This is a genomic window from Pedococcus sp. P1_H8 (assembly GCF_056405175.1).
This window is the reverse complement of sequence record NZ_JBFUCP010000191.1, coordinates 1-474: the sequence shown is the minus strand read 5'-3', so window position 1 is coordinate 474 and position 474 is coordinate 1. Positions and strand designations below refer to the sequence as shown.

The following is a 474-nucleotide window of genomic DNA, read 5'->3' as shown; positions in this document are numbered from 1 at the left end:
GCCTACATCACGGTGAACTCCGATCCCAAGGACTACGGCAAGATCACCGTGCTGCAGCTGCCGATCAACAAGCAGACGCAGGGGCCGGCGCAGTCGCAGAACTCGATGATCTCCGACGCCCGGGTCGGCTCGGAAAAGGCGCTGCTGGAGAAGACCAACAAGATCCAGTACGGCAACCAGCTCGCGCTGCCCATCGCGAAGGGCGGCATCCTCTACGTGGAGCCGATGTACACCGAGCGCAGCGGGGCCAACACGGCGACCTTCCCGCAGCTGACCCGGGTGCTGGCCAGCTACCAGGAGCCCGGTCCGACCGGCCGCATCCGGGTGGGTTACGCCGCCACCCTGGCCGAGGCGCTTGACCAGGTCTTCGACGGCGGGACATCCGGCACCGCAACGGCTCCGGGCGGCAGCGCGACCACGCCGCCGCCGAGCGGTGGCACGCCGCCCGCACCGGAGACGGCGCCGGCCCCGCTC

Annotated in this window: 1 protein-coding gene; it reads left to right on the top strand. The window is 70.0% G+C overall.

The genetic code is table 11. From position 1 onward, the window contains the following. The coding region (locus AC1DYG_RS19535) for a UPF0182 family protein (protein ID WP_477641512.1) at window positions 1-474 on the top strand (474 nt) is incomplete at both ends.